This is a genomic window from Stenotrophomonas terrae (genome assembly GCF_001431465.1).
GTDB lineage: Bacteria > Pseudomonadota > Gammaproteobacteria > Xanthomonadales > Xanthomonadaceae > Stenotrophomonas > Stenotrophomonas terrae.
The window spans coordinates 1-528 of sequence record NZ_LDJJ01000116.1 but is presented as its reverse complement, the minus strand read 5'-3'; the positions used below and the strand labels follow the sequence as shown (position 1 = coordinate 528).

At 61.0% G+C, this 528-nt stretch carries 1 protein-coding gene; it reads right to left on the bottom strand.

Annotated elements, in window-relative coordinates; all coding sequences use genetic code 11:
• Positions 1–76: 76 nt before the first annotated feature.
• Positions 77–528: His/Gly/Thr/Pro-type tRNA ligase C-terminal domain-containing protein (locus tag ABB27_RS18945; protein ID WP_244479273.1), on the bottom strand; the 452-nt coding region annotated here is incomplete at its 5' end.

Sequence of the window (528 nt, the reverse complement as noted above, 5' to 3'; positions counted from 1 at the left end):
GCTCGGCACTACTCTTCACACTGATCACCTTCATCGCGAAGGCATAAAAAAAACCCCGCTATGCGGGGCTTTTCAATCAGCGCGCCATTGCGCGGGTCTGTTCCAGCTCTACCTGGAGGGTAGATGCCAGCTCATCCCTGGCCACCTCAAACTGCTGTTCACGCAGCAAGTCCTTGACCGCAACCACTCCGCGCGCCAACTCATCCTCACCGGCCAACACCACGAAGCGGATGCCCGCCTTGGCGGCGTACTGGAACTGCTTGCCGATCTTCTTCGGCTCCATCTGCACTTCGGTATTGATGCCGCCAGCACGCAGGCGGCGGGCGATGTCCAGCGATTGCGGCATGGCCGCCTCGTCCATCAAGGCCACCATCGCGTGCACGCTGCTTTCGGCAATGCCATCGATCAGATTGGCCTCGCGCAGCTGCCAGAACAGACGGGTCAGGCCAATGGAAATGCCCACGCCCGGCAACTTGGACTTGGTGTAGTGGCTGGCCAGGTCTTCGTAACGGCCGCCCGAGCAGATCG